Genomic DNA, 24,144 nt, shown 5'->3' on the forward strand with positions numbered 1-24,144 from the left:
GGAGTATTTGGCCAGAATACGCAGCTCGTGGCGTCAAATGCAGTACCACCTGCATGGGCGAAGGTGCAATAGGCCAAACTCAGCAGTGTTGCAGTGGCTACACGGGTCAATGGGAAAAGGGAATCCGTCCTTCGAGCAGAAGAATGCATTGGTATTGTCTCCGGTATTGTGGTCAGTGCACTTGCGAGTTGTAGTAGCTCGAAGTAGTGACTTTTATGTAGTCATTTCAGTGTATCACCAAAGCTAAAAAATGTTACTTTCAAGTATTGAAGTAGATTGGTCACTCTAAAAATGGGCTTGGGGCTTGATTCTTCACCTCAAACGTGTACCCACCCACAATGGGGTTAGTCCAATCATGCAATGCAGTAAAACTCAAGGTGATCGTTAATTGAAGTAAGTAATATTCTGTATGGAAGGGGAGTGTCATGACGCGTATTGGCTCAAAACAGCTGGCATTGATGGCACTTGTTATGTCAACAGGATGTTTTTATCTCGGGGCCTCAAGTGCCGCGGAACCGCTTGCATTGAAAGCCAGCGGAATGCTCGCCAAACGTGAAATCGTACCTTCTACCAATCAAGACACAAAAAAATCATTGACGAGCCTGTTGGGCAAAGTCAATTTGTTCAAAGGTGTACTGGTAGACGAGGGCACGGTTGTTCAAAACAAGCGGAGCGAATCCAAAGCAGGTTTAGTCGTTTCCGAAACACAAGCAGATTCCTCAATCAAGGCGATTTACGGCGGTCTACAGGTTTCACTTCAGGAAAATTTAAGTCTTGTTTACACCCCTGGCCGCTTGTCCAGCGCAACGCTGAACAGCGAAAGTCAAGGTTTGTATTTACTCACCAATCGCGGTGGTTTGGCCAATTGGTTCTTTGGCGTCGAGTCCAGCACGTATTCAACTGCAGCTGACTCACGCCGTGTTTCGAATTCAGCACAGTTTGGCGTTGTCGTCAGCTTGAATTGAACCGGTTGGATGAGAAGTCTTGATCTCTAGACGCTCTGAATACGATTATTGAACAGTCTCGCCGTGCCGACCCGAACCTTCCTTGAATGCGGTTGCGCCTTCAACAGTTTCACCCGATGTGAGAGTGTTTAACCCAAACTCAAACTCCTCCTCAAGTGCTTCACGTTCACCAAATCCCCATTGAGTCAGCACGCTTTGCCGGTCATTGCGCATGCAGGTTTGTGGGTGTTTGCACAATAGACCTGCCAGCTCGATTGCACCCTCCAGGGCTGTGCGTTCTTTTTCCAGCCGGTTGGCCAAACCCCATGAAAAGGCTTCCACAGCGTCGACAGGGCGACCAGTCAAGATCATATCCATTGCCCGGCTTTGACCAATCAGGCGTGGCAAACGCACTGTTCCGCCATCGATCAATGGCACACCAAAGCGTCTACAAAATACACCGAACACTGCTGTGTTGTCGGCCACGCGGAGATCGCACCAAGCGGCCAACTCCAGTCCACCCGCCACGCAGTAGCCAGACACCGCAGCAATCACTGGTTTGCTCAGTTCCATTCGACTGATTCCCATGGGGCCGGCGCCATGTCTTTCCATACGGTTCACGCGACTGGGGTCACCTGACGCAACAGCTTTCAGATCAGCGCCTGCACAAAAATTGCCCCCTTCCCCTGTGAGGATCGCAACACGTGCTGTCGCATCGGTTTCAAACGATTGAAATGCTTTTTCAAGCTGATCGGCGGTGTATCGATCAACACAGTTGCGAGCTTCGGGCCGATTGATGGAAATCTTCCAGATCTCGCCTTGCTGTAAGATCTCGATGTTGACGGGTTCTTCTGTTTTGCTGTCCATCATGCGCCCTTTGTTAGATTTTGAATTGAACACAACCACCAGCATACCGCGAGTTAAGTCGCTGCGGCTGCCTGCGCGTTTGGTGAGCACTCGAACCGGACTTTATTTTGAATGGGGCATGAAAGCCCGCGCAAAACTGGCTGAGTCTTGTCTTGTCGTGTTGTCGGATGAAGCAGCATGGAATTTGAAAGCGGATTTGATGCGCTCATTGTGGCAGGCCCCACCAAGCATTCAGGTTCCTGATAGTTTGGTTGGTACTCAGCTTGACTTTCCGCTTGAAGCCGCCAGCCTGAACGACATTCAGCGGGCCTGGACCAGCGCAATTCGCCGACGCTACGGTGCCGGTGTGTTTAAGCTTGCTTTGCGAATTGTCCCCAAACACACCACCTTGCTTGATTTAAGCCAGGTGGCTGCATTTAAATCCGTGCTTCAGGACAGGCTGGACGAGAATCATTCTTTGGCACCATTGTTGGCTCAAGACCGCGGCATGTGGAGTAATTTGCCCAACTGGCAGCTGGTCAAAAACCGTATGCTGGCTCAAGGTATAAATCAGCAAACATGGCGGTGGTTAACACGTCAAAAAACGGCCTATATCGCCCGAATCAACTGGGGGCAACTAAATCACTTGAGCTGGGCAAACTTTCACGCTGCACTGGATCGAAAAATCCCGATTTCCTGGGTAGACAAGCAAACGGCAGCCTTGCTGGGTTTTGGTGGTCTGAGTACGTGGCTCAGGCGCAATCACGAGAATTTGAACACGGTTGCAGCGTTGAATATTCTGAGGGGAACCCGGCTAGCGCTGGAGCGCCGTGAGAGCAATTTGAAGCTTGAACATCGAAGGGAACTTGAATTGGAGGAGTTCCCGTTGATTGCAGACTGGTTGCTTGGCAGTGCAGCCAGCGCAACCAAACGCCCGGTGATTATTTCTAGAAACTGGACCTATGACACCCTAATGGCCCGCCAGGCACATTGGCATTTGATTGAACTTGACTTGGACCTGGGGCGTCAGAACGTATTTTGGCCCGAAATTCTGGGCATGGGCAGTTTGGGTGAAAACATTGAGTTTATTGAATTGAACTCGTTGAATGCTTTGCTAAGCGAGGCCAAAAAAATGCACCATTGCGTGCCTTCTTACATCGACCGTTGCATGGCGGGCGACATTTGTATTTTTCACTTGCAGATCAAGGGACACACCCCACAACGTGGCACGCTTGAATTGCGACGGGTGGGCGCCAACGCTTGGCAAATCAGTCAGTTGAAAGGGCCATGCAATGCGCCGGTTTCAAGTCAGTTATGGAGCGCTGCTCACCTGTTGTTAAGTCGTGCGAATTAAGCTGGAGTCTTGTTTGGATTCAAGCGGCCTGATTGTGCTGACCTGCGTAGGCTTCTTCAGCTTCACGCAACGCTTTCCTGGCTTTTGCAGAAAACTCGGCAATCGAAATGTCGTGAGCCTGAAAAATGATCATCCGTGCATACAACTCGGCCAGACAAGCAGCCTGGGGACAGAGTGTCATGGTGTCTCGGGATGACGGGTATTTTGAGCGCCAATAATTGATTGCGCGCTCAAGTTCAATAATGGAAATTTGCTGTTGCGCTTGCGCTGGCATATTTACACCTGCTTGGTTATTCCTGAATTCAAGTATAAACCAAAAAGCTGTTTTTATATACAGTAAAAAGTCAGAGTACGCGCTTTAAGAAATTGGCAATTTCCACCACCTCTTCACCGCAAACCGAATGGGCCATTGGATAAGTGTGCCACTGAATTTCAACACCCTTGTCTTGCAGCAACTTGACCGCTTTTTCACCGCGCTCCATGAGAACGATGTTGTCTTGCTCGCCGTGCGCGGCCAGCACTGGAACGCCCAGATTAATCGGGTTTAACTCAGCATCCAGCGCGTTTTCACAAGGCAGGTAAGTGGACAAGGCAATTAACCCTGCAAGTTTGTGCCGTGTGCGCAAGCCAAGCTGGTAAGTAATTGCGCCACCTTGTGAGAAACCGGCCAGTACGATTTGCTCAGGCTTGAAACCCAATGCAATCTGGTCGTCGATCAATTGCTCAATGGCTGCCTGACTTTGCCGTATTCCACCTTCATCTTCCTGGCGTTGCAAATCGACATTCTTAATATCGTACCAAGCGCGCATGACATAACCGCCATTGATGCTGACCGGGATTTTTGGCGCATGGGGAAATACAAAGCGGGTGTTGGGCAAACCCATTTGCTCAAGCTCTTTGACAATCGGCACAAAGTCGTAACCATCTGCACCCAAACCATGAAGCCAGATCACACAGCCAGAGGGTTGGGGACCCGTTTCAACGATGACGCATTCGATTTTTTCGCTCATTGTGTACTTCCTTCAGCGGGTTTTCGCAGTGCAGACTTCGGGCGAAACGCCTTGATCACAGCTTCATTTGTTTCCATGTAAGGGCCACCGATCAAGTCGATGCAATAGGGCACAGCGGCAAAAATACCTTTCACAAGGCTATTGCCTTCCTTGTCTTTCAAACCTTCCAGGGTTTCAGCGATGGCCTTGGGTTGACCTGGCAAATTCAAAATCAGGCTTTCACCTCGAATCACAGCGACTTGGCGTGACAGAATCGCCGTGGGTACAAAATGCAGGCTGATTTGCCGCATTTGCTCGCCAAAGCCAGGCATTTCCTTGTGAGCTATGGCCAGTGTTGCCTCAGGTGTCACATCGCGTTTGGCTGGGCCGGTGCCACCTGTGGTGCAAATCAAATTGCATTGGTGCTCGTCAGCCAGTTTTTTCAAGGCGTTTTCAATTTCGGCCTGTTCGTCGGGAATCAAAATCTCGACAAACTCAATCGGGTTCTGCAAGGCGTTTTGTAGCCAGGTTTTAAGGCTAGGAATGCCTTGATCCTGATAAACACCGGCAGATGCACGGTCACTGACCGACACCAAGCCAATTTTTACAGCGTCAAAAGTCATGCTTCATCTTCCTCGGCTTTTTCTTCGATCAAACGATAAATGATCTGAAACAACTGTCGAAAATTTCGGGGGGCTTTTTTGGCTGCACGTTCCTGAACAGCTTGCCGAATAATCGGGTTCAGGTTCTCGCGCGCGGCGGCTGGATAACTTTCAATGAAAGTAGCCAGCAGGCCTGGCTCTTCAATCAAGCGATCACGCCATTGCTCGGCCGCATGCAAGTGCAGCACTTTCAATTTTTGTTCTACGGTTTCGCCGTTCACCCAGGCTTGAACTTCCTCGTGCTCTTCATCACGCATCAGTTTGCCAATGAACTGCATTTGGCGTTTTTTTGCGCCAAATGATTTGCATTTGTGAAATTCAGCAATCTCGAGAAGCAGGCGTTCTCCGATCGGTGCCCGTTTGACTTTGTCGTAGGGCATTTCGCACAAGGTTTTGCCCAAATCTTGCAGGGCCAGCATGTCTCGCTTCACCGAGGACTTGCTGGGGCGATCATATTCTTCAAACTCGCCCTGTTTTTCGTTTTCTGGTTCCATGGGCTGTATATTAGCCATTTTTGGCAGCATTTTTCGCAGGGCAATATGGGCTTTAGCTTTAAATCCGAGACATTTCAGGAATTAACCGAATACGCATTGAAAAAAGCCAAATCACTGGGGGCGACCGATTGCGCAGTCGACATCAGCGAAGCGGTGGGCCAGTCGGTCAGCGTGCGTATGGGTGAAATCGAAACCATTGAACACACGCGCGACAAAAGCTTCGGCGTCAGCGTTTTTAAAGGCAAAAAGCGGGGAAATGCTTCGTCTTCTGATTTCTCGCTGGAGGCCATTGATTCTGCCATTCGCGCCGCTTTGGACATTGCCAAATACACGGCCGCTGACAAATTTGCAGGTTTGCCTGATGAGGAAAATATTTCCAAAAGGCACCGCGACCTTGATTTGTATCACCCCTGGAATTTGAGCACCGCGAAAGCGGTTGAAAAAGCCCTGGCCATGGAGCAGGCTGCGTTTGATGTCAGCAAGCACATTCGAAATTCGGATGGCGCCAATGTGTCCACAGAGTCTGGCCACTTCTATGCGGCCAACAGCAAGGGCTTCAAGGGCGGTTATCCGTATTCACGTCACTCCTTGTCAGTGTCGCCCATTGCGCAGGCCAAGAAGTCAAAAGACAGCCCCATGCAGCGTGACTTCTGGTATTCCTCCGAGCGCAAAGCCAAAGACCTGGCCAAGCCCGCAAAAATTGGTGCCTACGCGGCACAACGTGCCTTGGCTCGCTTGGGGTCCAAGCCGATCACTACGCGCAACTGCCCTGTTATTTTTGAAGCCCCAATCGCGGCAAGCCTGGTCAGCCATTACGTGGGCGCAGTGTCGGGTTCCTCCTTGTACCGCAAAACCAGTTTCCTGCTTAACTCCCTGGGCAAGCCCGTTTGGGCTCCCCACATCACCATCAAGGAAGATCCGTTCATTGAAGGTGCGCACGGCAGTTCACCGTTCGATGAAGAGGGCGTCAAAGTCAAGGCGCGCACGGTGGTGAAAAAAGGCGTGTGCAATGGTTACTTCCTTTCAAGCTATTCCGCGCGCAAATTGGGCATGGAAACCACGGGCAACGCCGGCGGTACGCACAACCTGATTCTCAGCTCCACCAAAACCGTTTCGGGCGGCCTGGATGCCTTGCTGAAAACTATGGGCACGGGCTTGTTGGTCACTGAGATGATGGGGCAGGGCGTGAATGGCGTTACCGGCGATTACTCACGCGGTGCATTTGGCTACTGGGTGGAGAACGGCATTATTGTTCACCCGGTTGAGGAAATTACAATTGCAGGCAATTTGAAAGACATGTTGGCCAATATTGTGGCTGTGGGCGACGATGCCTATTGGCGCGGCAGCAAGCATGTTGGCAGTATTTTGATTGAATCAATGACCGTTGCAGGGAACTAAAAAGAAGGAGACTAAGCAATGGAACGTCGTTCCTTTCTCAAAAAGGCAGGTTTGGGAGCAGCCGCCACCGCAACAGCGGCATCGGGAACAGCCGCGTTTGCCGCCGATGGCCCCAGTGTTCGTTGGCGCCTCACCTCCAGTTTCCCCAAAAGCCTGGATGCGCTGTGGGGTGCTGCGCCCCAGTTGGCCAAGCGGGTCTCTGAATTAACGGGTGGCAAGTTCGACATTCGCCCTTTTGCAGCCGGCGAAATTGTACCTGGCCTTCAGGTGCTGGATGCAGTGCAGCGTGGCACCGTAGAGTGTGGCCACACTGCTGGCTACTACTACGTGGGCAAAGATGCCACTTTCGCGTTTGAAGCAGGCCTGCCCTTTGGCTTAACCGCTCGCCAACAAAACGCCTGGCTTTATCACGGTGGTGGTTTGCAAATGACCCGTGAGTTTTTGAAAGATTACAACATCATCAATTTGCCGGGCGGTAACACCGGCACCCAAATGGGCGGATGGTGGCGCAAGGAAGTCAAAAACCTGAACGACCTGAAAGGGTTGAAAGTTCGAATTCCGGGCTTTGGCGGCAAAATTATGGCAGCCTTGGGTGCTGTACCCCAAACCATTGCCGGTGGTGACATTTACCCTGCCTTGGAAAAGGGCACCATTGATGCAGCCGAATGGGTTGGTCCTTATGACGATGAAAAACTTGGCTTTCAGAAAGTGGCCAAGTTTTACTATTACCCTGGGTTTTGGGAGCCAGGTCCTTCATTGAGCTTTTACATCAATCTGGATGCCTGGAACAAGCTTCCAAAAAATTATCAGTCAGCTTTGGAAGTGGCGGCAGCCGAAGTCAACATCACCATGACGGCAGAATACGATGCCAAGAATCCGGCTGCGCTGAATCGATTGATTCAATCGGGCGCCCAGCTTCGAATTTATCCACGCGATATTCTGGATGCGGCCTACAAGGAAGCTGAAAAGCTTTACGCAGACGAGTCTAAAAACAATCTGAAATTCAAGAAAATATTCACATCTTGGAATCGCTTCCGGAATGATCAAAACAACTGGTTCCGGGTTGCTGAAAACTCCATGGCCTCCTACATACCCAGATCGAAGTAAGTTTTTGACCTTCGTAATAGGGGTCAGATATAAAGAGCGGCTGACTGGCCGCTCTTTTTCGTTTAATGGAACCAAAAGCTAGGCACAAGTCACCCAACGCAGTGTCGCCCCTATCGGGGTTGTTCGCACTTCTTTTGGCTGTCGTAATGAATGGCAAGGGCTCTATTCACTTCTGAACGACAGTTTCTGACACTTGACTTGTATGGGACAAAATTATGTCGACTCCTAATCAGCTACGCGTATTTATTATTGACGATCACCCAATTATTGCCATGGCTTTGCGAGACATCATGAACTCGCGTTACTCCGATCTTGAGGTCAAGTTGTTCAGCCGTATCGGGCCAGCGTTAGAGCACAGTCGCTTCGAGCAGCCAGACCTTGTGCTTCTTGATTTGGGTCTCCCTGACATGGCACCAGAAAAGGTGCTTGAAACCGCGCTTGAAACTTTTGATTACAGCCGTACTCTTGTCATTTCAGGAAACGAAGAAATTCTGGGTGATATGGCTGATGAGTACCCGGAAACCGAATTCGTATCCAAGGGCATTACCCAAGACCGTGTGCTTAGCGTTTTGGACAGCATGGTTTTGCGTTTGCGTCGCAACAACTGGACTGATCAAATCAGTCAAAAAACCCAACATGCAAGTGGGTTTACTATTGGGCAGCGAATGGCCCGAATAACCGAGCGGCAAGTGTCCGTCTTATACCGCATTGCCAAAGGTGAATCCAATCACGAGATTGCCCAGAATTTGGGCCTTTCCCCGGAAACAGTTAAAACCCACGTTCGAAGTATCCTGGCGCGCCTGAATGCACGAAATCGTCTAGAGGCGGCCATGCTCTACCGCGCTTGGCAAGAACAAAAGACCGACGAGGTGTATTCCGATTAAGCTGCGCTCCATGAGACACATCAACCGGCTCAGTGCATGGGTACAGCAACACTACGATGCATGTTTGTTGGCTTCCCTGTGTTTGTTACCGTTGTCTTTTCAGTTGTTGGGATTGGACACCGGGGCTCAATCTCAGTTGGCCTATATCGCATTCATCAGCGGTTGTCTGCTCAATGCCAAGGTGTCTTGCAGGCGAGCTTTTCGGGTTCCTCCAACTGAAAAACTTTGGTTTCTGGTATTCGCTTCTGCGTTTGGTGGTTGGGTGTTGTCGCTGAATTGGCAGCATCTCAGTTTTGCTGTGTTGTGCTGGGTTTCGCCCTTTACCCTGTTGGCGGTTTTGCTGGAAAGACAGCACCGATACAGCATTGCAAAACAACGAATTCAAAACCGGCGAACTCAGCAGGCGAGGTGGCGCAATGCCAAACACGGGGTGCTCAGCGAATGGAAGGACAGGTTGCGTTGGTTGGCAGGTGTACAGCATGACATGCGCCAGCCACTGCACGCACTCGGTTTACTGGTGGGTCATCCCTCGCTGGATAGTTTCCATCAACACGCGGCATCCAATCAGGTGATTCGTCAAATGACCAGTTGCCAAAGGTGGCTTCATGATTTGGCAGAGAACATGCTGGAGGCCACCCGGCTCGAGTTGGGTGAGCAACGCGAAAAACGGATAGAGAGCATTTCCAGTACGGAACTTTGCAAATCACTTGAAGGGTGGATGGGGCAGTTGGCTGAGACCAAAGGGCTGACTTTCAATGTCGATGTCGAGGAATTCCTGATTCACACCGATGCCCGTCGGTTAAAGCGGGTCATGGGAAACCTGGTATTCAATGCAGTTGAACACACGCTTGAAGGCGGCGTGGCATTTTCTTATCGACGCCACGGCGGCATTCACAGGTTCACTGTCAAAGATTCAGGCCCAGGCCTTCAAGAAGACATCCTGCAGCATCAGGTGGCGAGGTACTCGACCTTCGGTAGCGACCTTCCTAAAACAGGCATAGGCTTGTACGTGGTAAAACGCCTTTGTCAGGAAATGGAATGGAACTTGTCGATGTGCAATGTCAAAGAGGGAGGCACGGTGTTTGTGCTGGAACTTGCCGATCGGATTTTAAACAAGGCTGAAGTTGTAGTCTTGAACTCCAAGAAAACTGGCTAGTTTTTTGTCCACGGGTGGAGTGACTTTCCAAGAATTGTCGTTTAGCAGGACACTATTCGCTAAAACTTGGAACAAATGGTTGTTGCTCGGCTGGATCATTGCCGCCCCCATAATTTTGGGTCGGCAGATTCAATTGTAATGGGCTGTCTTTGTATTTCACTTTTTCCTCCTGACTTACCAGTTGGGGGAATACAAAAATGAGCAGTACCATCAACATTTGCAAGGCAATAAACGGCAAAGAGCCTTTGTAAATTTCAAGTGTTTTGACCACCTTGGGAGTAACTGATTTCAGGTAGAACAGAGAGAATCCAAATGGTGGGGTGAGAAAAGAGGTTTGCATGTTCATGGCTATCATGACTCCGAACCACACCAAGTCTATGCCAAGTTTGTCGGCCACCGGCACAAGCAATGGAATCACGATAAACGCAATTTCAAAGAAATCCAGAAAAAAGCCCAGTACAAAAATCAGAATTTGTACTGCGATCAGAAATCCCAGTTCACCGCCTGGCAAATCGCCCATCAGATGCTCTACCCACAGATCGCCTTCTACGGCCCGGAAGGTCAGACCAAACACGGTAGAGCCAATCAAGATGAACAATACAAAGCAGGAAAGTTTGGTGGTGGAATCGATCGATTGTTTCAGTAAATCCAAATTCAACCTTTTCTTGGAGGCTGCAATCATCAAAGCGCCTACCGCGCCCATGGCACCGCCCTCAGTGGGCGTAGCAATACCCAGAAAAATGGTACCAAGCACCAGAAAGACCAAGGCCAATGGCGGCATTAAAACAAAAATCACCGCCTTGAGTATTAGCAAACTTGAGTTGCCTTGGCCCAGATAACAGGCCTCTGGAGGCAAAGCGGGTAGGGCGTTTTTTTGCAACCGGGTGATTACAAACACATAGCCGATGTACATAGACACCAGCAACAGTGAAGGAATGAGTGCCCCTTGGTACATGGCTCCCACTGAAACCCCCAGTTGATCGGCCATGACAATTAAAACCAGCGATGGTGGAATAATTTGGGCCAGAGTTCCGGAGGCGGCAATGACACCTGTGGACACAGATTGGCTGTAGCCGTATTTAAGCATGATGGGCAAAGAGATTAGCCCCATGGATATGACCGAGGCCGCTACTACGCCTGTCGTGGCGGCCAATAAAGCGCCGACCAACACTACCGCATAAGCCAAACCGCCTCGCACCTTGCCAAACAATTGGCCAATGGTTTCAAGCAGGTCTTCGGCCATTCCGCTGCGTTCGAGCACCAAGCCCATGAAAGTGAAAAACGGAATGGCGAGCAGGGTGTCGTTGCTCATGATTCCGAATATTCGATCCGGAAGCGCCTGCAGCAAGGCCACATTCATTAAGCCTTGCTCAATGGCAATGTAGCCAAACAAAAGACCGTTTGCAGCCAAGGCGAATGCGACCGGAAAACCGCTGATCATGAACAGCAACAACACAGCGAACATGAGCGGGGCCAACCATTCGACCGGAATTACTGGCATGGTGTGGGGTGCCCTTGAAGTACGGCGATTTTTTTAATGATCTCGGAACACACTTGCAAACCAAGCAACGCGAAACCCACGACTATTAATGCCTTGGCAGGCCAGCGAATCAATCCACCAGGATCAGCGGAGTATTCATTGATTCGAAACGATTCGTAGGCGAAGTCCCAACCTGAAACAAGAACGAAACCAATTAAAGGCAAGGTGAAGAGTACATGCCCCAGAATGTCGACCCATGCACGAGTCGATTCGGAAAACCGATTGGAAAGCACATCGATTCGCACATGGGCATTTTGTTGGAGGGTGTAAGCGGCACCCAACAAAAACACGGCGCCGAACAAATACCACTGAATTTCAAGTAAACCATTGCTGCTGGTGTCAAACACTTTGCGGACCACTGCGTTGTAGGCCGACACCAGGGTGGTGAGCAGTATTAACCAACCTACTGTCAGCCCAAGCCAGGTGTTTAAGCGATCAATGCCGCATGAAATGACCAGCAGCCCCTTCAATTCTACAAACCCAGGCGCTTGCGGGTTTCGGCTGCAGCAGCCTTCACCTGCTCGGGGTTGGTGCCACCCACGTGGTTACGAGCCTGTAGCGAGCCTTCCAAGGTAAGCACAGCGCACAGTTCCTGATTCACCAAGTCGTCGCTGTAACCCAGCTCGGTTAATTTGAGCGCCTCTTGCAGTTGTGGCACGGAAAGCGCCTCAAGACCACATTGCTGGGTATCGCAGTAGCGCACTGCGCGGGCAACAGCCTCGTGTGCATCACGGAATGGCATGCCGCGCTTGACCAAGGCATCAGCCAAGTCGGTTGCAGTTGCATAGCCTTCCAGGGTAGCAGCGCGCATATTGTCGGTTTTTACTTGAATGCCTTCGACCATTTCGGCAAAAATGGTAAGTGTGTCGACCACTGTATCAACCGTGTCGAACAGGGGTTCTTTGTCTTCCTGATTGTCTTTGTTGTAAGCCAACGGCTGTCCTTTCATCAAGGTCAGCAGGCCCATCAAGTGCCCGTAAACGCGGCCGGTTTTACCGCGTGCCAGTTCGGGTACATCCGGGTTTTTCTTTTGCGGCATGATGGACGAACCTGTGCAGAAACGATCGGGCAGATCGATGAATGCATAACGTTGGCTCATCCAGATAATCAATTCTTCAGACAGGCGTGACACGTGCATCATCAAAATACTGCTGGCCGAACAAAACTCAATTGCAAAGTCACGGTCGGAAACGGAGTCAAGGCTGTTGCGAGTTGGCGCATCAAATTCAAGCAGTTCAGACGTGCGATTGCGATTGATCGGGAACGTGGTCCCCGCTAGCGCGGCAGCGCCCAATGGCAGTCTGTTAATTCGCTTGCGGCAATCGTGCATGCGCTCCAGGTCGCGTTCAAACATTTCTGCATAAGCCAGCAAGTGGTGCCCGAAAGTAACAGGTTGGGCCACCTGCAAGTGGGTAAAGCCAGGCATCACAGTATCGTGGTTGCGTTCCGCCACCGTGATCAGTGCATTGATAAGTGCCTTCAGCAATCCCTGAATGCGATCTACCTCGTGACGCAAAAACAGGCGAATGTCCGTGGCCACCTGGTCGTTGCGAGAGCGGCCTGTGTGGAGGCGTTTGCCAGCATCTCCCACCAATTCAGTGAGCCTGCGTTCAATATTCAAGTGCACGTCTTCAAGATCCAGCTGCCAAGTAAACTGACCCGCCTTGATTTCATCCAGAATTTGCGACATGCCGCTTTGTATTGCCTGAAGATCGGATGCAGTGATCACGCCTGACTCTGACAACATCGTGGCATGGGCCAATGAGCCTTGAATGTCGAACTCGGCCAGTCGTTTGTCAAAAAACACAGATGCCGTGTAGCGCTTGACCAGCTCGGACATGGGTTCGTTGAATCGGGCTGACCATGCTTCCTGTTTTTTGGACCATTGGTTCGACATGGGTAATCCTTTATGCACTTTGGAACAGGGCCTAATTATAAGGGTTTGCCGTGCTAGACTTTCGGCATGAACGCCTTCTCACGGCCTTGCTGTAGGGAATTGATTGAAATTTATCCACTGAATCGCGACAGGCTGTGTCGCCACACTGAATGAAAATAAGAATTGCATCAAGGGAAAGTCGCCTGGCCATGTGGCAGGCCGAACATGTTCGAGACCTGCTATTGGCTTTGCCAGGGGTGTCTGGCGTTGAAATTGTGGGAATGACCACAAAGGGAGACCAAATTCTGGATCGCTCTCTGGCGAAAATTGGCGGAAAAGGACTTTTTATCAAAGAGTTAGAGTATGCCTTGCTTGAGGGTAGGGCCGACTTGGCCGTGCATTCCGGAAAAGATATTCCCATGGACGTGGACCCGGAGTTTCAGCTCTTGGGCTTCATGACTCGCGAAGACCCACACGATGCTTTTGTTTCCAACGACTATGCCAGCCTTGCTGACTTGCCCGCTGGTGCTGTGGTTGGAAGCTCTAGCTTGCGCAGGCAGGCGCAAGTATTGGCGCGCTATCCACATTTGAAAGTTGAGCCTTTGCGCGGCAACCTTGATACGCGATTGGGTAAACTGGACTCCGGCCAGTATCAGGCCATCGTATTGGCTGCTGCAGGTTTAAAACGCCTTGGCTTGCACTCCCGTATTCGGAATGTGATTGAATCAACCGATATGCTGCCAGCAGTGGGTCAAGGTGCTTTGGGTCTGGAAATTCGCGCCGGTGATTCGCAATTGGCCGAACTGGTAAAGCCTCTGATAGACCCGGTATGTACCGCTTTGGTGAGCGCCGAGCGTTCTGTATCCAAAGCGCTCGGTGGCAGTTGTCAGGTGCCAATTGCTGGCTACGCAACCTTGAACGATGCACAAACTTTCACTTTGCGAGGCTTGGTGGCCAGTCCGGACGGCAAAGCGGTGATCGAGAAAAGTGCGCAAGCAAGCCTGCAAGACTGGGAGACTGCTGCCAACCGTGTTATCGAAGGTTTGCTGCAAGAAGGCGCGCAGGCGCTAATCGAATCGGCTGTTCAACAATTTAAAGGATAACTCGCGGACATGGCTCACACTTTGGTCGTATGCAAACCCAAGTTGCCCGATCAGTATCTGACTCAACGCGTTGATTTAAAGCGTCAGCTTGATCAAATGCATTCGGGCCATGTGATGTATTTTCCAGTGTTTGAATTGGTACCCGATTTGGCATCCCTCCTGACCATTCGGCCCTGGCTGGAAACCACCACCGACAAACCTAATCATTTAATTGTTTTTGTAAGTCCCTCAGTGTTGGAAATTGCAGTGACCAACCTTGGTCAATGGCCGGCAAATGTTTACTGTGGGGTGATGGGGCGTCAAAGTGCCAAGTTGGCCATTGATCTGGGCATCCCCAAAGACAACATTATTGCCCCCACGGGTGAAAACGATCATGAAACCGAGGATTCCGACGGATTGGCCCGTTTGCTTGCGACGCATTTTGAGGCGGGCAGCTGTCGGGTGATGGTGTGCAAAGGCCCGAGGGGGCGTGTTGAATTTCCCAAGAAACTCGTGGAAATGCAGCACGATGTGACGGTGCTTGAGTGCTATGACCGCAAGGTGATTGAACAAAGCGACACCCAGTGTGAGGCTCTTTTCGCCCGAACGTATGATGCGGTACTCTGGATTACTAGTAGCGAGACTATAGAGGCACTTGATTCGCAATTGGCACGCAAGTCTGAGTCAAGACTGAAAACTTTAAAAGAAACCGCCACCGTATTGACCACACACCCCCGCATTACTGCCAAATGCAGGGAATTGGGATATGCCCATGTTGTGCAGATAGCAACAGGGATACAATCGGTAAATTCATGGCTGAAATCCAACAAGAAAAGCATGGAAAACAACAATCAAACCAGCACTGCCACGCCTGCCACCAACCCTCAGTCGGTTGCGACAGCCCAATCCCGACCCGGTTTTTCAAACACCGCTCAGCCCAGTGGACAATGGTTGGGTAAAGCTGCGTTTTTCATCTCGGTAGTCAGCTTTGTACTTATTTTGTTGATTGCATTTGCCGGCAAAAACCAGATCGAAAAAACGCGTATGGCTTTTGGTGAGCGGATTCAAAAAGAGTCGACCACACTTGATTTGGTGAAGGAAGAAATTAACAAATCGAGCGATTTAGCCAAAGATCTGAAAACCCGATTTGACCTTTTGGAGCTCGCCCAGAAAGAGGAGGCCAGCCAACGCGCAAGTCTGGAGGAGGTCTACAACAGCTTGTTGGCCAGTCGAACTGAGGTGTCGCTCAGTGAAGTGGAACAGTTGATATCAATCGCGAAACGCCAGTTGTACTTGTTGGGAAATGTGAAAGGGGCATCGATTGCATTGTCCCAGGCCATCGATTTGCTGGAGGGCACCGAGAAACCGTCGTTATTGAACCTGCGCACGGCCTTGGAAAAGGACTTGACTGAAATCAAGGCCTTGCCCAGCGACGATTTGCTCAGGCTGGCGATTTCTCTTGATTCAGTGGTCAACTCTGTGGAAAGTTTACCCATGCTTTCAAGCGTGCAGGCTACAACTGACCAAACACTGGCCCAGCTGACCGAAGAAGAGGCACCCGAGGCTTCAACTGAAACAAACACGCCTGCCGTGATAGACACGCAAACCCAACAAGGGTTTGAGAAAGTCTGGACTTCCGTCAAAAAAGTAGCCCAAACAGTTTGGTACGACATCAAGTCGCTGATCGAAGTAACAAAAGTAGACAGCCCTGAGGTATTGATGTTGTCTAGCCGGCAGGAAACTGATTTGCGCAACACTCTGCGCTTGTCCTTGTTGAATGCGCGAATTTCTCTTCTGTCGCGTCAGGCCACCTTGCTGAAATCTGATCTTGAGCGATCCAGCAATTTGTTGAATACCTACTTTGACAGCAAATCCATTCAAGTGCAGCGTGCCCAAACGGTGCTTGCTGAAATTGGGGAAGTGCAACTTGATTTGGTGTTGCCAGAACTGCAGGCCACCTCTGCAGCACTTAGACTGGCAGTAGCGGGGCAGCAGGGGGAGCGCCAATGAAGCAACTGCTTGGTTTGTTGCTGGTTGTCGTGGTGGCTGTAGCGGTCACCTTGATGGCGCAAGGCAACGCTTCAAAGGTACTGATCTTTTTTGGTCAATACCGAATCGATATGTCGCTTAACTTTGCGGTAGCTGCAATTTTGCTGCTATTTCTGGTGCTGTACGTCATGATGCGCGCTTGGCGTGCGTCCAGTCAGCTTCCCGGAAAATTCAAAGAGTATTGGATGAACCGCAAGCAAAATGCATTGTTGCGAGCCAATACCCAGGGGTTGATCGCTTTGATCACAGGCGACGAACAAGGCGCCCACAAGGCCCTGAACCAAGCTAGCAAAACCGGAATTGAAACCGATTTGAGTTACTTGATCCGCGCCATGTCTGCCATGCAGGCCGATCGCTATGATGTGGCGGAAGAAATACTGAATCAGGAAAAGGCCAAGGTGGGTGAGCATTCGCATGCGCTTGTCGTGTTGCGGGGCAAAGTGGCTTTGTCTAAACAAGACTTTTCAGGTGCCTTGGGCATGCTGGAAGCCATGGACCCCTTGGCTGCAAAACTACCGCAGGTTCAGCGATTGCGAATGCTAGCCTTGATGGGCTTGGGGCGTTGGCAAGATGCACTGGTGCAATACCGGGCTTGTGTGGCTGTTTCTGCGCTGACCAATGGCGAGAAGAATGAAGCATTGATGCGCATTTACGCAGGCTTGGGAGAAAACGCAGGCCAAGACGCGTCAAAAATGCAAGAAGTGTTGTCCAACGCCAAGCCAGTTGAGCTTGAGAATGTTGGTGTACTGCGCATGCTGGCCACCGGCCTTCTGAGAACTGGCTTGATCACAGCCGCCCGCACCTTGCTGGAAACGGCTTTGAACCAAAACTACAACAAGGATTTGTTGCCGGTATATCACCAGGTTTCAGTTCTTGAGCCACGTGAAGCCCTGCCCAATGTAGAGCGTCTGCTAGCGCAGCACCCCGCAGATCTCCGTTTGCTGGAGCTGGCCGCGGATGTTTGCGAGCGCGAGCAATTGTGGGGCAAAGCCATATCACGATTTGAAGCAGTGTATGCAAAACAACCTTCTGCGCATGTGGCTGGGAAGCTGGAGCGCCTGTACGAGGCGGCCAATCAGGGTGAACGTGCCAAAGCCTGGCGCGAGAAATTGAACAATCACCTTCAGAACGACCGTCAGCTTGCTTAAAGCAATATTCGATACAATACGACCAAATTTTATTTTAAGGATTAATCAGCATGGGCTACGAAAGCATTTCCCCCGGTAAGGACCTTCCAAACGATGTAAACGTGATTATCGAGATCGCAGCAAACTCGGATCCTGTGAAGTACGAAATTGACAAGGAAAGCGGTGCCTTGTTTGTGGACCGTTTCGTCGGTACATCCATGCAATACCCTTGTAATTACGGCTACATTCCCCAAACCCTGGCAGCCGATGGCGACCCCGTGGATGTATTGGTTATGACCCCCTATCCATTGCAGCCTGGTTGCGTGGTACGTGTGCGCCCAATCGGCATGTTGAAGATGACCGACGAATCAGGCGGTGATGCAAAGTTGCTGGGTGTTCCCGTTGAAAAGCTGTTACCACAATACAAACACTATCAAAGCATTTCTGATGTGCCCCAAGAATTTCTGGCACGCATTCAGCACTTCTTTGAACACTACAAAGACCTTGAAAAGGGCAAGTGGGTAAAAATCGAAGGTTGGGGCGACATGACCGACGTTGAAAAAGAAATTCGTGACGGCGTGGCCAACTACAAAGGTTGAGCACACGTTTCAAGCGCAATGAAAAGCCAACCTGCGAGTTGGCTTTTTTTATAGCGCTCCTGAACCGCTTTCCCGAAACGCAGTGTGTTCGCTTAACTCAACTGCATATGCGTCTAGATGCGCCTTTTCGCGCCGCAGAAAATTTTCAATCGGTAGCTTGAAGCCATTGTCATGCACATAGTGCGCACTCACCATGGTTTGCGGGTTCAGCCCTCGCGCCATTTTATGTTCACCTTGTGCGCCACCTTCAAACCAGTCAATACCTTGCTTTATGGCAAATTCAATGGCCTGGTAATAGCACAACTCGAAATGCAGGCAGGGCAGGTTTTCAATACAGCCCCAATAGCGGCCATACAAACGTTCTTCGCTGTACAGAAAAAATGAGCTGGCAACAGGCTGACCATGCAGGCTGGCCTGCACCAGCAACACCTGTTCACCCATGGTTTCACAAATTTGCTTGAAGAACTCAAGATTCAGATACGGGCTGGAAAAGTGTTCCATGTAGGTGCGGGAATAGCACTGATAGAAAAATTCCAGTTCAGTCTCGTTGACTTGCGAGCCGTGAATTCGGCGAATCTCCAGGCCTTCCATGTTTGCTTTTCGGCGTTCGGCGCGAATATTTTTTCTTTTTTTCTGATTGAGACTTTCTAGAAACTCATCGAAATCATGGAATGTTTCGCCGGTCGATGGATTTTTGTTGTGCCAGTGGAATTGCACCACATGCCGGCTGCTGTTGTTCAAACTGGTTGCTTCACCCAACAGCAGTTGTTGATCTTGTTGGGTCAAGAACAAGGCATGCAAGGTTGAGATTTGCGTGCCCAGCAGTTCAGTGCTTTCGGCAGCCTGCCAGGTAAGCTGTGCAAGCCCTTGAGCCAGCGCACGGCCGGCCTCCGGTGTTGCATGCAGTACTTTGGGAGCCAATACCGGGGTAAAAGGTATGGCACACAGCAACTTGGGGTAATAGCGCTGTCCACTGCGTTCATAGGCCTGCGCCCAGGCCCAGTCAAACACATACTCGCCATACGAATGCGACTTCAAATACAAAGGCATGGCTGCCAAAAGCTCGCCAGCTTCTGCATGGATGGCCAAATGCAGCGGCCCCCAGCCGGTTTCAGCTGTGGCACTGCCGCTGGCCTCTAAGGCCAACAGGTATTCATGACGTAGGGCGGGGTGAAGCACACCACCATTGCATTTGCACACAAGTGAATTCCATTCAGCTTGTGCGATCTCGCCAATGGATTGGCAAATCTGCATGCGATAATTCATAAAGGCGACAACTACTATGCAGGTACCCAGTGAGTTTATCCCGAGTCCGATTGGCCATTGCGCAGTTAAACCTGACTGTGGGCGATTTAAAAGGCAATTGCGCGAAAATTCTTGAATACGCGCACAAAGCCGCCGCACAAGGCGTACGAATTCTTCTTACCCCCGAGCTTTCCATCACTGGTTACCCTCCTGAAGACTTGCTTTTGCGTCCTTCGTTTCAGCGTCAAACAGACACGGCTTTCGAGCACCTGCGCCAGGCACTTGCGGCGCTTGATTTGTATGTCGTGGTAGGTCACCCTGTAAGTCGCGAAGGCGAGCTGTTCAATGCAGCCTCTGTGCTTTACAAGGGCCAAGTTGTGGGCATGTACCACAAGCACGATTTGCCCAACCGGGAAGTATTCGATGAGCAACGCTATTTCACCCCCGACAATCGCCCCTTGGTGTTTGAAGTGGATGGCATTCGTTTCGGTTTGAATATTTGTGAGGACACCTGGAATCGCTACGCACCCGAGGCCGCGGCGGCAGCGGGCGCTGAAGTGCTGCTGGTGCCCAATGCTTCGCCTTACCACATGGGTAAACAAACCATTCGCCAATCGATGGTGGCCAAGCGTGTTCAGGAAACCGGCATGGCGATTGTTTACGCCAACATGCTGGGTGGGCAAGACGAACTGGTCTTCGATGGTGCCTCATTTGCCATGGATGGCAAGCAGCATGTGGCCATGCGCCTGCCGCAATTCCAAGAGGCTTTGGCCATGCTGGATGCTGTGGCCCGCCCCGGCGAGCCCATTGTGCTGGAGGCCCATCAGCCCTGCGTGCCTGAACTTGAGTTGACTGCGCAAGTGTATGAAGCCCTGAAAATGGGGGTGCACGATTACGTGACCAAGAACCGTTTTCCCGGGGCGATTATTGGTTTGTCTGGCGGCGTTGATTCTGCAATTACTTTGGCCATTGCAGTGGATGCGCTGGGTGCCGACAAAGTGCGCGCAGTGATGATGCCGTCACCCTACACGGCTGATATATCGCTGGATGATTCGCGAGACATGGTCAGGCGCCTTGGCATTCAGTACGACGAAATATCCATTCAAGACTGCATGAATGCATTCGATTCAAGCCTTGCCCCCTTGTTCAAGGGGCTGGCCGCTGACACCACTGAGGAAAACCTGCAGGCACGTATTCGCGGCACCATGCTCATGGCGATATCCAACAAAACCGGGCGCATTGTACTAACCACTGGTAACAAAAGCGAGATGGCTACCGGCTATTGCACCTTGTATGGCGACATGGCGGGTGGATTTGCGGTGATCAAGGACATTTTCAAAACGCTGGTTTATCAGCTGTGCGAATACCGCAACAGCCTTTCCGAGGTAATCCCGACCCGAATCATTACCCGCCCACCTTCGGCCGAGTTGCGGCCCGACCAAGTCGACCAAGACAGCCTGCCCCCCTATGATGTACTCGACGCAATTCTTGCGCGGTATATGGAAAAAGATGAATCGGTTGAAAACATCATTGCAAGCGGCTTTCAGAAAGAAGATGTGTTCAAGGCTGTTAAACTGCTTCGTATCAACGAATACAAAAGAAGACAGGCGCCCGTGGGTATTCGGGTCACGCACCGAGCATTTGGTCGCGACTGGCGCTATCCCATAACATCAAAATTCAACGATCTAGAAGGATTCCAAGAATGAAACTGGTCAGCGCAATTATCAAGCCATTCAAACTGGATGAAGTACGTGAAGCATTGTCTGAAGTGGGTGTCACCGGCCTTACTGTGACTGAGGTGAAAGGTTTTGGACGTCAGCGTGGTCACACTGAGTTGTACCGTGGTGCCGAGTACGTGGTCGATTTCTTGCCCAAGGTGAAAATTGAGCTGGTGATTGAAGACAAGCTGGTCGACCAAGCCATTGATGCAATTCAGAATGCTGCACGCACCAACAAAATTGGCGACGGTAAAATTTTCGTGACTGATGTTGAGCGCGTAATCCGCATTCGCACCGGTGAACAAGGCGAAGCAGCCATTTAATGAAAAAAGCCCAAGCTGTTCACTTGGGCTTTTTCTACAGCGCCTGTGTTAACTCCGCGTTAGCTCAAGTGGCTGTGAATGATTTCCGCAAAAGTGGGTGCCAAGGGCTCTGGTAAATCATGGCCCAGTCCCTTAATCAAATGAAGCCTTGAATCGGGAACGAGCTTGGCGATTCGTTCAGAGCAGGCCTTCTTCAAAAGTGGGTCATCAAGCCCATGAATCACGCAAGTGGGCACTCTGATTTCCCGTGTGTAATCTTCGATCGAACCTGTGGCCACCACGCAATGGGTTTGCCGCAGCACACCTGCCGGTTTGTAGGCTCGGTTGTATGATTTCCGGGCCCGCTCCCTCAACTTCAGTGGGTCGGGCGGGTAGCCGGGGCTTCCAATGGCGGTAAACACCCGTTCCACATGCGCCACCACATCGTCAATTTTCTGGCTTTTCGGTTTTTTCAAGAACATGTTGTGCAACACATTCGGTGTGGGCATTGGCAGCTTCGGGTTGTTGGTGCTCGACATTAAAGTGACCAGTTTTCCGATTTTCTCGGGCGCCTTGGCAGCCACAATTTGCGAGATCATGCCGCCCATTGAAATACCGAGCAGGTGAGGGCGCTTCAATTCAAGTGCATCAATCAGGCCAATTGCATCGTTGGCCATGGTATCTAGCTTGTAATTGGTCGGCGTTGGCAGGCCCAGTTTGTTGCGAATGAAAGTGGCTGGCACATTCACTTTCATGCTGGTCGGGTGTTGATCAGTCAAACCAATGTCGCGGTTGTCAAACCGAACCAGCCGATAGCCTCGCTGCAGCAAAGGTGCGCAAAACTCATCATTCCACATGGTGAGTTGACAGCCCAGACCGGCCACCATAAAAATAGTCTCGCCGTCAGTGGGCCCTGCGCTTTCCCAGGCCATATTCAGGCCAGTGGTGCTGGATTTGGCAAAACCCTGTTGCCATTCAATGGGGTTACTGGCCGCTTTCATGTGTGCTGTCTCCGTGGTGTGTCTTGTTATTGTCGGGCTTTGAGTATGACCAGCAAGGCGCCGGCGCCGCCGTCACGCGGTGGAGCCTGGCAAAAAGCGAGAACCTCGTCTTTTTGCACCAGCCAGCGTTTTACTTTTTCTTTCAGCACGGGTTCTTTGCCAATCGAACCCAAGCCCTTGCCGTGAATGATTCTGACACAACGAATGTCATGTTTTACACTGGACCGCAGAAATTCACCCACGGCAGTGCGTGCTTCATCCGAGCGCAACCCATGCAAGTCTATTTGGGCCTGTATAACCCATTGCCCTTTCCGAAGTTTTTTCAAGGCCTCTACGCCAACACCATTGCGCCGATACGAGAGTTTGTCGTCCGTTTCCAGAAACCGCTCAACATCCATTTCGTCGGAAATACTTTCCCACAGCACCGCTTCGTCATCGAGCTCACGTTGCCGGGCAATTGGGGCCGGTTTTTCCAGTTCGTGAATTTTAAGGTTGGTGTTGGAAAGCGGGGTGACATCGCGAACCAGTTTTTTGAATAGATTCGCTTCGTCTTGCAGTTTCTTGAGTTCAGCTGCCTTCATTTTCTCTTGACGCTCAGCTTCCAGGCGCTGCTCTTTGAGCGAGCGCCTGACGCCTTCAAGATCGGCCATGGAGGTTAGCTTTTTCAATCCATTTCTACCGAAGAAAGAAGGGAGGAATTTAGCCTTCCTGAGCCTCAAGCCAGCGCTGTGCGTCCAGTGCTGCCATGCAGCCGGTGCCGGCACTGGTAATCGCTTGGCGATACACATGGTCTTGTACGTCGCCTGCGGCAAAAACGCCCTCAATGGTGGTCATGGTGGCCAAGCCGTTCAAGCCACTGCGGGTCGTGATGTAGCCGTTCTTCATCTCGATCTGACCTTCGAAGATGTCGGTGTTGGGTTTGTGGCCAATTGCAATAAACACTCCTTGGAGCGCCAAGTCCTGGGTTTCGCCGGTTTTTGTGGATTTAATGCGAGCACCATTCACGCCCATTTCATTGCCCAGCACTTCATCGAGTGTGAAATCGGTTTTCAGTTCGATTTTTCCCTCTTTTACCTTGTCCATCATCTTGTCGATCAAAATGGCCTCGGCCTTGAATTTGTCGCGTCGGTGAATCACGGTGACCTTCTTGGCGATATTACTCAGGTACAGCGCTTCCTCAACGGCGGTATTGCCACCACCCACCACGCAAACTTCCTGGTTGCGGTAGAAAAAACCATCGCAAGTGGCACAGGCCGATACGCCTTTGCCGGCAAACTCTTCCTCAGAAGGTAGCCCCAAGTACATGGCACTGGCACCGGTTGCAATAATCAAGGCATCGCAGGTGTACACGCCCGAGTCACCTTTTAGCGTGAATGGACGTTGTTGCAGTTCAACCGTGTGAATGTGGTCGAAAATGATTTCAGTATTGAAACGCTCGGCATGGGCCAGGAAGCGGCTCATCAGGTCGGGGCCTTGCACGCCTTCTGCGTCGGCGGGCCAATTGTCCACATCTGTGGTCGTCATTAGTTGGCCGCCCTGGGCCATGCCAGTGATCAAAACAGGGTTCAAATTGGCGCGGGCGGCGTACACTGCAGCAGTGTATCCGGCGGGGCCAGACCCCAAAATCAGTACTTTGGCGTGGCGTGGCGTGTTAGAACTGGTCATTGCTACCTCTTTTGTGCTTCAAATGGTGTCTGTTCAAGATATTTCTCTCGAACTTTGTCAGAATACAGACTTCAATTATATGCTGCATTGCGGGCTACTCTTATTA

At 51.0% G+C, this 24,144-nt stretch carries 24 protein-coding genes; 12 read left to right on the forward strand and 12 right to left on the reverse strand.

The window, feature by feature from the left end:
* Nucleotides 1-539 precede the first annotated feature (539 nt).
* Nucleotides 540-965, forward strand: a complete 426-nt coding sequence (locus B4N58_RS03875) for a hypothetical protein (protein WP_291745996.1) — start codon at nucleotides 540-542, stop codon at nucleotides 963-965.
* Between the two features lie 45 nt (nucleotides 966-1,010).
* Here the strand turns inward: B4N58_RS03875 and B4N58_RS03880 are convergent, their stop codons facing one another.
* The gene (locus tag B4N58_RS03880; RefSeq protein WP_291746185.1) at nucleotides 1,011-1,814 is read right to left on the reverse strand and encodes a crotonase/enoyl-CoA hydratase family protein; all 804 of its coding nucleotides are present in this window, start codon (nucleotides 1,812-1,814) and stop codon (nucleotides 1,011-1,013) included.
* A gap of 115 nt (nucleotides 1,815-1,929) precedes the next feature.
* Between B4N58_RS03880 and B4N58_RS03885 the strand changes: the two genes are divergently transcribed.
* Entirely contained in the window at nucleotides 1,930-3,144 is a 1,215-nt protein-coding gene (locus tag B4N58_RS03885) for a PcfJ domain-containing protein (RefSeq protein ID WP_291745999.1), read from the forward strand.
* A gap of 19 nt (nucleotides 3,145-3,163) precedes the next feature.
* Here B4N58_RS03885 and B4N58_RS03890 read toward each other — a convergent pair whose 3' ends face one another.
* The 4 genes from B4N58_RS03890 to yjgA form a co-directional block, all read right to left on the reverse strand.
* Nucleotides 3,164-3,418, reverse strand: a complete 255-nt coding sequence (locus B4N58_RS03890) for a DUF3717 domain-containing protein (RefSeq protein WP_008252885.1) — start codon at nucleotides 3,416-3,418, stop codon at nucleotides 3,164-3,166.
* Nucleotides 3,419-3,488: 70 nt separating this feature from the next.
* On the reverse strand, nucleotides 3,489-4,154 hold the full coding sequence (locus B4N58_RS03895; protein WP_008252884.1) for an alpha/beta hydrolase: 666 nt from the start codon (nucleotides 4,152-4,154) through the stop codon (nucleotides 3,489-3,491).
* Nucleotides 4,151-4,756, reverse strand: a complete 606-nt coding sequence (gene mog, locus B4N58_RS03900; RefSeq protein ID WP_291746004.1) for a molybdopterin adenylyltransferase — start codon at nucleotides 4,754-4,756, stop codon at nucleotides 4,151-4,153. Before mog ends, B4N58_RS03895 begins: the two co-directional genes overlap by 4 nt.
* A complete protein-coding gene (yjgA, locus tag B4N58_RS03905; protein WP_291746008.1) occupies nucleotides 4,753-5,307 on the reverse strand; it encodes a ribosome biogenesis factor YjgA in 555 nt (184 codons plus the stop codon). Before yjgA ends, mog begins: the two co-directional genes overlap by 4 nt.
* Before the next feature lie 27 nt (nucleotides 5,308-5,334).
* Here yjgA and pmbA point away from each other — a divergent pair, with 27 nt between their 5' ends.
* The 4 genes from pmbA to B4N58_RS03925 all read left to right on the forward strand — a co-directional run bounded on the left by pmbA (nucleotide 5,335) and on the right by B4N58_RS03925 (nucleotide 9,834).
* Nucleotides 5,335-6,687 (forward strand): metalloprotease PmbA, encoded by a 1,353-nt coding sequence (gene pmbA, locus B4N58_RS03910; RefSeq protein ID WP_291746011.1) that lies wholly within the window; start codon nucleotides 5,335-5,337, stop codon nucleotides 6,685-6,687.
* 18 nt (nucleotides 6,688-6,705) lie between these two features.
* Nucleotides 6,706-7,794, forward strand: coding sequence for a TRAP transporter substrate-binding protein (locus tag B4N58_RS03915; RefSeq protein WP_291746014.1), 1,089 nt, complete (start codon nucleotides 6,706-6,708; stop codon nucleotides 7,792-7,794).
* 215 nt (nucleotides 7,795-8,009) lie between these two features.
* Nucleotides 8,010-8,678 carry a response regulator transcription factor gene (locus tag B4N58_RS03920; protein WP_291746016.1) on the forward strand — a complete coding sequence of 223 codons (669 nt, stop codon included), beginning with the start codon at nucleotides 8,010-8,012 and terminating at the stop codon, nucleotides 8,676-8,678.
* A 10-nt stretch (nucleotides 8,679-8,688) separates the two neighbouring features.
* The gene (locus B4N58_RS03925; RefSeq protein WP_008252874.1) at nucleotides 8,689-9,834 is read left to right on the forward strand and encodes a sensor histidine kinase; all 1,146 of its coding nucleotides are present in this window, start codon (nucleotides 8,689-8,691) and stop codon (nucleotides 9,832-9,834) included.
* Nucleotides 9,835-9,886: 52 nt separating this feature from the next.
* Here B4N58_RS03925 and B4N58_RS03930 read toward each other — a convergent pair whose 3' ends face one another.
* The 3 genes from B4N58_RS03930 to argH are packed head-to-tail and all read right to left on the reverse strand — an operon-like array spanning nucleotide 9,887 to nucleotide 13,271.
* A complete protein-coding gene (locus B4N58_RS03930) occupies nucleotides 9,887-11,335 on the reverse strand; it encodes a TRAP transporter large permease (RefSeq protein WP_291746019.1) in 1,449 nt (482 codons plus the stop codon).
* Nucleotides 11,326-11,844 (reverse strand): TRAP transporter small permease subunit, encoded by a 519-nt coding sequence (locus B4N58_RS03935; protein ID WP_291746022.1) that lies wholly within the window; start codon nucleotides 11,842-11,844, stop codon nucleotides 11,326-11,328. The genes B4N58_RS03930 and B4N58_RS03935 overlap by 10 nt, the downstream gene beginning before the upstream one ends.
* A 2-nt stretch (nucleotides 11,845-11,846) precedes the next feature.
* Complete coding sequence (gene argH, locus B4N58_RS03940; RefSeq protein ID WP_291746024.1) at nucleotides 11,847-13,271, reverse strand: argininosuccinate lyase; 1,425 nt, start codon at nucleotides 13,269-13,271, stop codon at nucleotides 11,847-11,849.
* Between the two features lie 149 nt (nucleotides 13,272-13,420).
* Here argH and hemC point away from each other — a divergent pair, with 149 nt between their 5' ends.
* From hemC to ppa, 4 genes are read left to right on the forward strand one after another with little or no spacing between them, the layout of a single operon-like run.
* Nucleotides 13,421-14,353, forward strand: coding sequence for a hydroxymethylbilane synthase (gene hemC / locus B4N58_RS03945; RefSeq protein WP_008252868.1), 933 nt, complete (start codon nucleotides 13,421-13,423; stop codon nucleotides 14,351-14,353).
* Nucleotides 14,354-14,362: 9 nt separating this feature from the next.
* The gene (locus tag B4N58_RS03950; protein WP_291746027.1) at nucleotides 14,363-16,342 is read left to right on the forward strand and encodes a uroporphyrinogen-III C-methyltransferase; all 1,980 of its coding nucleotides are present in this window, start codon (nucleotides 14,363-14,365) and stop codon (nucleotides 16,340-16,342) included.
* Nucleotides 16,339-17,529 carry a heme biosynthesis HemY N-terminal domain-containing protein gene (locus B4N58_RS03955; protein ID WP_008252866.1) on the forward strand — a complete coding sequence of 397 codons (1,191 nt, stop codon included), beginning with the start codon at nucleotides 16,339-16,341 and terminating at the stop codon, nucleotides 17,527-17,529. The genes B4N58_RS03950 and B4N58_RS03955 overlap by 4 nt, the downstream gene beginning before the upstream one ends.
* Before the next feature lie 50 nt (nucleotides 17,530-17,579).
* A complete protein-coding gene (gene ppa / locus B4N58_RS03960; protein ID WP_008252865.1) occupies nucleotides 17,580-18,107 on the forward strand; it encodes an inorganic diphosphatase in 528 nt (175 codons plus the stop codon).
* Between the two features lie 48 nt (nucleotides 18,108-18,155).
* Here the strand turns inward: ppa and B4N58_RS03965 are convergent, their stop codons facing one another.
* Complete coding sequence (locus B4N58_RS03965; protein WP_291746033.1) at nucleotides 18,156-19,373, reverse strand: GNAT family N-acetyltransferase; 1,218 nt, start codon at nucleotides 19,371-19,373, stop codon at nucleotides 18,156-18,158.
* 29 nt (nucleotides 19,374-19,402) lie between these two features.
* Here B4N58_RS03965 and B4N58_RS03970 point away from each other — a divergent pair, with 29 nt between their 5' ends.
* Together B4N58_RS03970 and B4N58_RS03975 are read left to right on the forward strand one after the other, a co-directional pair.
* A complete protein-coding gene (locus tag B4N58_RS03970) occupies nucleotides 19,403-21,058 on the forward strand; it encodes an NAD+ synthase (RefSeq protein WP_291746036.1) in 1,656 nt (551 codons plus the stop codon).
* A complete protein-coding gene (locus B4N58_RS03975) occupies nucleotides 21,055-21,393 on the forward strand; it encodes a P-II family nitrogen regulator (protein WP_008252857.1) in 339 nt (112 codons plus the stop codon). The genes B4N58_RS03970 and B4N58_RS03975 overlap by 4 nt, the downstream gene beginning before the upstream one ends.
* A 59-nt stretch (nucleotides 21,394-21,452) precedes the next feature.
* Here B4N58_RS03975 and B4N58_RS03980 read toward each other — a convergent pair whose 3' ends face one another.
* The 3 genes from B4N58_RS03980 to trxB are packed head-to-tail and all read right to left on the reverse strand — an operon-like array spanning nucleotide 21,453 to nucleotide 24,038.
* A complete protein-coding gene (locus B4N58_RS03980; RefSeq protein WP_291746039.1) occupies nucleotides 21,453-22,373 on the reverse strand; it encodes an alpha/beta fold hydrolase in 921 nt (306 codons plus the stop codon).
* 26 nt (nucleotides 22,374-22,399) lie between these two features.
* Nucleotides 22,400-23,041 (reverse strand): Smr/MutS family protein, encoded by a 642-nt coding sequence (locus B4N58_RS03985; RefSeq protein ID WP_291746042.1) that lies wholly within the window; start codon nucleotides 23,039-23,041, stop codon nucleotides 22,400-22,402.
* A gap of 31 nt (nucleotides 23,042-23,072) precedes the next feature.
* On the reverse strand, nucleotides 23,073-24,038 hold the full coding sequence (gene trxB, locus B4N58_RS03990) for a thioredoxin-disulfide reductase (RefSeq protein ID WP_291746044.1): 966 nt from the start codon (nucleotides 24,036-24,038) through the stop codon (nucleotides 23,073-23,075).
* Nucleotides 24,039-24,144: the final 106 nt, after the last annotated feature.

Origin of the sequence: Limnobacter sp. UBA3528, assembly GCF_002377005.1 — a bacterium.
Classification (GTDB): Bacteria; Pseudomonadota; Gammaproteobacteria; order Burkholderiales; family Burkholderiaceae_B; genus Limnobacter.

What these genes read in the sequence shown, in the direction of transcription:
- B4N58_RS03885 (WP_291745999.1), top strand. Translation starts at nt 1,930, where the DNA reads ATGAAAGCCCGCGCAAAACTGGCTGAGTCTTGTCTTGTCGTGTTGTCG.
- B4N58_RS03890 (WP_008252885.1), bottom strand. Translation starts at nt 3,418, where the DNA reads ATGCCAGCGCAAGCGCAACAGCAAATTTCCATTATTGAACTTGAGCGC.
- B4N58_RS03925 (WP_008252874.1), top strand. Translation starts at nt 8,689, where the DNA reads ATGAGACACATCAACCGGCTCAGTGCATGGGTACAGCAACACTACGAT.
- trxB (WP_291746044.1), bottom strand. Translation starts at nt 24,038, where the DNA reads ATGACCAGTTCTAACACGCCACGCCACGCCAAAGTACTGATTTTGGGG.
- B4N58_RS03955 (WP_008252866.1), top strand. Translation starts at nt 16,339, where the DNA reads ATGAAGCAACTGCTTGGTTTGTTGCTGGTTGTCGTGGTGGCTGTAGCG.
- B4N58_RS03980 (WP_291746039.1), bottom strand. Translation starts at nt 22,373, where the DNA reads ATGAAAGCGGCCAGTAACCCCATTGAATGGCAACAGGGTTTTGCCAAA.
- B4N58_RS03880 (WP_291746185.1), bottom strand. Translation starts at nt 1,814, where the DNA reads ATGATGGACAGCAAAACAGAAGAACCCGTCAACATCGAGATCTTACAG.
- B4N58_RS03915 (WP_291746014.1), top strand. Translation starts at nt 6,706, where the DNA reads ATGGAACGTCGTTCCTTTCTCAAAAAGGCAGGTTTGGGAGCAGCCGCC.
- pmbA (WP_291746011.1), top strand. Translation starts at nt 5,335, where the DNA reads ATGGGCTTTAGCTTTAAATCCGAGACATTTCAGGAATTAACCGAATAC.
- B4N58_RS03930 (WP_291746019.1), bottom strand. Translation starts at nt 11,335, where the DNA reads ATGCCAGTAATTCCGGTCGAATGGTTGGCCCCGCTCATGTTCGCTGTG.
- argH (WP_291746024.1), bottom strand. Translation starts at nt 13,271, where the DNA reads ATGTCGAACCAATGGTCCAAAAAACAGGAAGCATGGTCAGCCCGATTC.
- B4N58_RS03875 (WP_291745996.1), top strand. Translation starts at nt 540, where the DNA reads ATGCTCGCCAAACGTGAAATCGTACCTTCTACCAATCAAGACACAAAA.
- yjgA (WP_291746008.1), bottom strand. Translation starts at nt 5,307, where the DNA reads ATGGCTAATATACAGCCCATGGAACCAGAAAACGAAAAACAGGGCGAG.
- hemC (WP_008252868.1), top strand. Translation starts at nt 13,421, where the DNA reads ATGAAAATAAGAATTGCATCAAGGGAAAGTCGCCTGGCCATGTGGCAG.
- B4N58_RS03965 (WP_291746033.1), bottom strand. Translation starts at nt 19,373, where the DNA reads ATGAATTATCGCATGCAGATTTGCCAATCCATTGGCGAGATCGCACAA.
- B4N58_RS03895 (WP_008252884.1), bottom strand. Translation starts at nt 4,154, where the DNA reads ATGAGCGAAAAAATCGAATGCGTCATCGTTGAAACGGGTCCCCAACCC.
- B4N58_RS03975 (WP_008252857.1), top strand. Translation starts at nt 21,055, where the DNA reads ATGAAACTGGTCAGCGCAATTATCAAGCCATTCAAACTGGATGAAGTA.
- B4N58_RS03950 (WP_291746027.1), top strand. Translation starts at nt 14,363, where the DNA reads ATGGCTCACACTTTGGTCGTATGCAAACCCAAGTTGCCCGATCAGTAT.
- B4N58_RS03920 (WP_291746016.1), top strand. Translation starts at nt 8,010, where the DNA reads ATGTCGACTCCTAATCAGCTACGCGTATTTATTATTGACGATCACCCA.
- ppa (WP_008252865.1), top strand. Translation starts at nt 17,580, where the DNA reads ATGGGCTACGAAAGCATTTCCCCCGGTAAGGACCTTCCAAACGATGTA.
- mog (WP_291746004.1), bottom strand. Translation starts at nt 4,756, where the DNA reads ATGACTTTTGACGCTGTAAAAATTGGCTTGGTGTCGGTCAGTGACCGT.